Origin of the sequence: Paraburkholderia sp. Cpub6, assembly GCF_014201065.1 — a bacterium.
In the GTDB taxonomy this organism is placed as follows: domain Bacteria; phylum Pseudomonadota; class Gammaproteobacteria; order Burkholderiales; family Burkholderiaceae; genus Paraburkholderia; species Paraburkholderia tuberum.
Map to the genome: position 1 here is coordinate 1 of NZ_JACHDM010000067.1, position 6,210 is coordinate 6,210.

At 65.6% G+C, this 6,210-nt stretch carries 7 protein-coding genes; 3 read left to right on the forward strand and 4 right to left on the reverse strand.

Annotation, left to right across the window (positions count from 1 at the left end):
- Positions 1–214: 214 nt before the first annotated feature.
- Together HDG33_RS36435 and HDG33_RS36440 are read right to left on the reverse strand one after the other, a co-directional pair.
- Complete coding sequence (locus HDG33_RS36435; protein WP_184041122.1) at positions 215–871, reverse strand: 2-hydroxychromene-2-carboxylate isomerase; 657 nt, start codon at positions 869–871, stop codon at positions 215–217.
- 161 nt (positions 872–1,032) lie between these two features.
- Positions 1,033–2,436, reverse strand: coding sequence for a TAXI family TRAP transporter solute-binding subunit (locus tag HDG33_RS36440; RefSeq protein ID WP_184041123.1), 1,404 nt, complete (start codon positions 2,434–2,436; stop codon positions 1,033–1,035).
- A gap of 564 nt (positions 2,437–3,000) precedes the next feature.
- On the opposite strand from HDG33_RS36440, the gene HDG33_RS36445 reads away from it, so the two are divergent.
- Complete coding sequence (locus HDG33_RS36445) at positions 3,001–3,345, forward strand: BON domain-containing protein (protein ID WP_184041124.1); 345 nt, start codon at positions 3,001–3,003, stop codon at positions 3,343–3,345.
- A gap of 347 nt (positions 3,346–3,692) precedes the next feature.
- On the forward strand, positions 3,693–3,941 hold the full coding sequence (locus HDG33_RS36450) for a hypothetical protein (RefSeq protein WP_184041125.1): 249 nt from the start codon (positions 3,693–3,695) through the stop codon (positions 3,939–3,941).
- A gap of 41 nt (positions 3,942–3,982) precedes the next feature.
- Here HDG33_RS36450 and HDG33_RS36455 read toward each other — a convergent pair whose 3' ends face one another.
- A complete protein-coding gene (locus tag HDG33_RS36455; protein WP_090803240.1) occupies positions 3,983–4,771 on the reverse strand; it encodes a sulfite exporter TauE/SafE family protein in 789 nt (262 codons plus the stop codon).
- Between the two features lie 256 nt (positions 4,772–5,027).
- Positions 5,028–5,675, reverse strand: coding sequence for a LysE family translocator (locus HDG33_RS36460; protein WP_184041126.1), 648 nt, complete (start codon positions 5,673–5,675; stop codon positions 5,028–5,030).
- Between the two features lie 121 nt (positions 5,676–5,796).
- Here HDG33_RS36460 and HDG33_RS36465 point away from each other — a divergent pair, with 121 nt between their 5' ends.
- Positions 5,797–6,012, forward strand: a complete 216-nt coding sequence (locus tag HDG33_RS36465) for a hypothetical protein (protein WP_184041128.1) — start codon at positions 5,797–5,799, stop codon at positions 6,010–6,012.
- Positions 6,013–6,210: the final 198 nt, after the last annotated feature.

The window sequence follows — 6,210 nt, forward strand, 5'->3', positions numbered from 1 at the left end:
CATTCCTCGTCCGAAACATCTGTCGGGTATGGCTTGCGTTCTATCATCCCGCCAGGTTACCAGGTCTGACAGAAAGTGCCTAACACGCTCTAGGCGCGTTTGCGCTTCGGCGGCATAGCGGGCACGGTATGGCCGGCATCAGCGCGACGCCTGCCGGCATCGATTCGTTGGGGACAAAGCCGCAACCAGGGCGCGGCCCGCAGCGACCGCGGTGTCATGCCGGTGTTGGTTTGTCCGGCAGCCCCCACGGCAGCGAACTGATCCGCTTCACCTCGCGCGATTCGAGCCAGTTCGGCGTGCGCGCGCAGTACAGCACCATCGGCAGCGCGTCCTCGCCCCAGAACAGCTGATCGTTCAGACGAAACGTCGGCACGCCATAGACGCCGAGTTCGATCGCATCGGCGGTATTGCGCTGCAATTGCGCCTTCACGGCTTCGTCCTGGATCAGTTCCGGGCCGTCCGGCTTGCCGACGCGCTCGCACAGCTCGGCGAACGCTTCGTCGCTCGACGGATCGCGCCCCTCGCGCCAGATGAAGCGGAAAATCTCGCGCACGAATTGCACGTCGCCGTTCGCGGCGGTCGCGAGCAGCAGCGGCTTCATCGAATCGAACGGATGGGCGGGCGGCATTTTGTACGGAATGCCGAGCTGCTCCGCGCGAAACAGCGCGTGCCGGTACATGAAGGTGCGCTTGGCGGGCACGCTGTACGCGGAGCGCTGGCCCCAGTGGCGATACAGATCGTTCAGCACGACCGGCGTGAACGCGAAGTCGAAGCCGGGCCATTTGTCGTATTGCTCGAGCAGCAGGTAGGTGAACGGCGAGACGAAATCGTAAAACCACTGCCGCTGTTGGGCGTCGATGCCAACGGTCATAAATTTCTCCCGGATTGTCTGGTGTCGGACGACGCGGACGGTGCGTCCGTTATCTGATCAAAATTGTAGCGATCTTACGCGGTGCGGTCCCGGCTTGCACCGGTCGATATCCCCTGGTGGCGGCCGGTGGGCGTAGGTTCCGGCGGTGTCGTCAGGGGCGCTCAGCCTTTGACTTTTTCGGCCGCCTGCTCGTCGGCCTCGTCCAGCCCGCCCTGCGTGTCGCGGCTTTCCGTGAGCCGCCGCCGCACGAAGCCGATGTGCTCGCGCAGCACGTAGAACTGGTCCGCGTACGCGAGCGGCATCTTCATGCCGTTGACCGAGTCTTCGATCGCGTCGAGCCGCTCGATCAGCGACGCGCGTTCGGCCGACGAATGTTCGCCGAGCGCGCTGCGTTCGATCGCGATCAGCGCGCCGTACCAGCGATAGATGCGCGATTTGACGCGCCACGCGTACAACCCCGGCACGATGCGCAGCGCCGGCACCAGCAGCACGATCAGCGGCACGACGATCACCAGCAGGCGGTCCGCGAGACTCGCGATCCAGAACGGCAGCGTTCGGTACAGGAAGCTCTTGCCCGACTTGTAGTATCGGGCGGCGTCGTCGGAAAGCGGGAAGTCGTGCGCGAGCGGGGCGGGGAATTCGCCAGCGCGCTGCATCGTCGTCGCGCCGCCATGCACCTGGCGCGCGGCTTCGATCAGCAGATCGGACAGCGCCGGATGCAGCGAATCGCGCGCGATCAGCTCGGCGGTCGGCGCGACGATGCTGATCGAGTTCGCCGGCAGGTTCTTGCCGAGGTCGAAGGCGCCCATCGGCACCTTCAGCTGCGTCAGGTACGGAAAGCGGCGCGTGTACGCGTCGGCCTGCGAAAAATCGTAGAAGCGCACGTTCTGCGTGCGGTAGAGCTTGCCCATCACGGCCGGCTGCGCCGAGTCGCCCGCGAGGAAGGTCGCGTCGATCGTGCCGTCGATCAGCGCGTCGGCGGCGGCGTCGCCCGTTAGCGGCAGCAATTGGGTCGGACCGCCCGGCACGATGCCGTTGGCCTTCAGCAGCGCGAGCGCGAGCTCGCGCGTGCCGCTGCCCTCGGGGCCGATCGCGAGGCGTTCGCCCTTGAACCCGGACAGCCAGTCGACGGGGGCGCCGCGGTAGAAGATCGCGAGCGGCACGTAAGCGACGCTGCCGAGCGACATCAGGCTTTTGTTCTTGTCGAGCCCGGCGGGCGCGATGCCGCTCTGCACGAAGCCGACGTCGACGTCCGCGTTCGGGTCCAACAGCCGCTTCAGATTTTCCTGCGAGCCCTGCGAGGCCAGCACGTTCAGCGTAATGCGATTGCGCGCAAGGATCGTCTTGTACTTCTGCGCGGCGATCCAGAAGGTGCTGCCGACGGGACCGGCGCTAATCGTCAGCGTATTCGGCGGGGCGGGTTGGATCAGCCGCACGGCGGCCCAGATTGCGACGATCACGAGCAGCACGAGCGGGCCGAACGAGACCGCCAGGTCGCGCCACGAGATCGCGACAAAACGGGCGACGAGATGGGTAGGGCGGGTGCGGCCGGTGTCAGGCTTCATCGGATCATCTGAAAGCGGCGGTCGATCGGGCTCGAATGCGCGAAGGCGGCTTGGGCGGCGCGCGCCAGCACGCGTCGCGCCGATGGTACCTGAGATTGGCGCGGCCGCGAAACGCGTAGCCGCCCGTCACGCCGACAAACGCGTAACAAATGGTGAGCACCGCGGTGAACGCCGGCATGAGCGCTGGCATGATGCCCGTGCAAATTCTTGCGCGACCACGGAGCGTGTCTGCTTCTATCCGGCACGCATGACGCACCCGCTGTCGGCGCGCCACGCCGCGCGCTAAATCCTTTGCGCTTCTGTGCCGGCTAGATTAAATTGTGCATCGCTACCGCGATCCAGCGTTTGCGGCGCGACCCCGGCAAGACGGACAAGAACCGGGTGCGTCGGCGGACGTCGCGGTTTGCCGGTTGCTGGTATTCAGCGTCTCTCGCCTCTTGTACATCGTGTCACAGCCGTTGATGGCCGACGTTCACGCGCGCGTTCGCGCGATGACGGCCGCCCGTAGTCGTAACGATGCCGCTTGTTCATGCGGTCCAATGTGAAACCAAGGAGAAGAGAGCTATGAAGACGGTCGGTTTTCTGAAAGCACTGGGTCCGGTTGTGGCGATGGTGGTGGCGTGCAACGTCTACGCCCAAAACGCTCCGGCAACCGATACGGCGTCGGCGGCAGCCGCCGTCAAGGCCGGCAAGGCAGCGAATCACGAACTTGGCCGTAAGGTGCGCCACGCGCTGACAAAGACCCAGGGTCTCGACGTGTCGCACATCGCCGTGCGCGCGCGCGGCGGCGCAGTGACGCTGACCGGCTCGGTGCCGACCCAGGGACAGATCGATGCGGCCGGCGAAGCCGCCAAGGGTGTCGACGGCGTAACGTCAGTATCGAACAAGCTCAAAGTGGTGCAGCAGTAAGCGGTACGCGTGCGCGCGGCGCCGCAAGGCCCGCGTCGCGCGGTGGTGCGCAGCGGCTTGGTGCATGGGCGCCGTCACCGGCGTCGCGTAGACGGTTTGACGCCGCGCTTGCATCGCGTCGCGAGGTCTATCTATCAACCTGGAGGCTCCGGCATGATCGCCGGAGCTTTTTTTCGCCGCCGGTTTTATGGCGTGGCACTCGCGAGGTTTGCGGGACCGCAGCAATGCGGCTTGCCGCACGCACAGGTCCTGATGGAGGCGCGGCCGTCGCGGATTCGTGCGCTGCGACACATTACCGACGCATCGCGAGGCGTACTGTGACCAAGAGGGAAGGGGGAGCCAAGGTCATGGAAACCACGCTGTTTCGCTATATCGATCTGCCGATCGGCGATCGCGCGGCATTCGAACTGGTGTGTGCGCGACACGGTTTCGCGCCCGCGCATTTCGACATCAGCGCGAGCGCAGCACCCGGTGAGCCGGCGCACGAGCGGGTCGTCACCGTGCGGCGCGGCAGCTGGTCACAGTCGTATTACGACCGCCACGGTCAGTGGGTCAGGCAGTTCGAGGCGGATCTGACCTGTCGGTTTTTCAAATAGACACGGGTTGCGGCGTGCGCGCTTGACGCGTTTTCAGCGCCTCACGACAACACCAGCCGCACGCCGACCAGCGTCAGCGTCGCGGCGAGCAGATTGCGCAGCAGCGCGTCCGGCGCGCGCGAGGCCAGATAGCTGCCGATCGCGATGCCGGGCAGCGATCCCACCAGCAGCGACAGCAGCATCGACCAGTCGATCGAGCCGAGCAGCCAATGTCCGGCGCCCGCGAGCAAGGTCAGCGGCACCGCGTGCGCGATGTCGGAGCCGACGATGCGCGTCGTCGGCAGCATCGGATACAGCAGCATCAACACCGTCACGCCAATCGCACCCGCGCCCACCGACGTCAACGACACCAGCACGCCGAGGGTCGCGCCGGTCAGCATGGTAAGCGCGAGCGTGCGTGCCTGGCTCGGCGCGCGTTGCTTGCGCGCGCCGAGCGCCGCGAGCTGCGGACGGAACACCAGCGCGATCGCGGTAATCAGCAGCGCCGCGCCGAGCACGACCTGGATCAGCCGGCCCGCGCCAGGCGTATCCATTCCATAGCGATGCAGCAGGATCAGCGTGACGGTCGCCGCGGGCACGCTGCCGGCCGCGAGGCGCAGCGTGACCTGCCAGTCGACCGAGCCCTTCAGTCCGTGCACCAGCGTGCCGGTCGCCTTGGTGGCGGCCGCGTACAGCAGGTCGGTGCCGACCGCGGTGGCAGGGTGCACCTTGAACAGCAGGACGAGGATCGGCGTCATCAGCGAGCCGCCGCCGACGCCCGTCAGCCCGACCAGAAAGCCGACGAACAGGCCGGAGACGGAGTACAGCAGATCGATGTGGGGTAGAGCCATTGAACGGACAGCTGACGCAGCGCGGGTGAAGGGTTGGGGCGGCAAGGCCGGCGTACGCGCCGGGGCGGCTGGGTGCCGCGGCGTGCGGTGCGCTGCACGGCCGCGTCGGCCGGCGCCTCAGCGGCGAAAGGCGCCATTGTCGCAAAACTGCCGCGCCAGCGTGCGGCACTTGTTCAGAGGGACCGCGTCGCGGCTGGCAGCGGGCTGCATTCGGCGTGTGCGGCGCGGATGTGCCGCATGGCGTGTGAGGTGCCGCTCAGAGCGCGCGGCGGATTTCGACGACGCCGAACGCCGCGAGCGTGAGGCCGACCACGCGATCGATCGCGACGCGTAGCCTGCTGCCGATCGCATGACGCGCGAGCGACACCATGGTCACCAGACAGCACCACCACGCGATCGAGCCGGCGAACACACCGCCGACCGTCGTCAGCGCGATGGCCGGCGAGAACGCGCCGCGTGGCGCGAGCGTCGTGAATAGCGCCGCGAACATGATGACGGTCTGCGGATTGGTCAGCGTCAACAACAGCGCGCTCGCGTACGCACGCAGCGCGCCGGCGCGGCCGATCTGCGCGAGCTTGCCGTTGCCGTTGCCATTGCCGTCGGCGGTTTGAGTGGACGGCTTCTGCAGCAGCGCGCGCACGCCGAGATACAGCAGGAACAGGCCCGCGAGCAGATGCAGCGGGCGGTCGTACGCGAGCATGAACTGAGAAATGCCGACGAGGCCGAGCGCCGCGATCAGCCCGTAGGCCGCGTCGCCGCTGGCGATGCCGAAGCCGATCGCGAGTCCCGCGCGCGGACCGCCGCTCAGCGTTCGGCGGATGCACAGCATGCCCATCGGGCCGACCGGCGCAGCGATCGCGAGGCCGACGCCGGCGGCCGTGAAAAACAGACTGGTGGTGGACATGGGCAGGTTCTCGAGCGTTGTTCTGGTTGGGGCGGTCGCCTGCGGGCAGCCGGCGCACCCGCCAGCATAGCCAGACCGGAAATCGCGGGCAAGGGCGGGGATGGGTGAGACGCGACGCGCGATGACTCGCTTCAGCGGATCGGCCAGCATGGCGATGAAAGCTAACATCGCCGCGCTTGCTTATAACGGCTTTTTTGTCAGAAAAACAAAAATTCCGCTCAGTTGCTTAACTGAACGGAATTGCGGCTCAATGCCGATTTTTTTGTTTGGCCGTGATATCGGGAAAAAATCGCCTAAAAATGAGATGGCCAGAGCAATCGTTAATATCTGTCAATGAAGTTTTGTCTCGAATTAAAATCATTGACCGTGCCCCCGTTTAGATGCTTAATTCGCCGAGTGTTTTCTGGAAAATCAAAAGAGGTCGAATGGGACAACAGAAACTTAGTCTCTAGTTCCAAGTGCAACACCTTGAATGAGGTAGGGTGTTGCGATGAAGAAGAACTACAAGCATTTGAGTGCGGAAGAACGCGCGGCG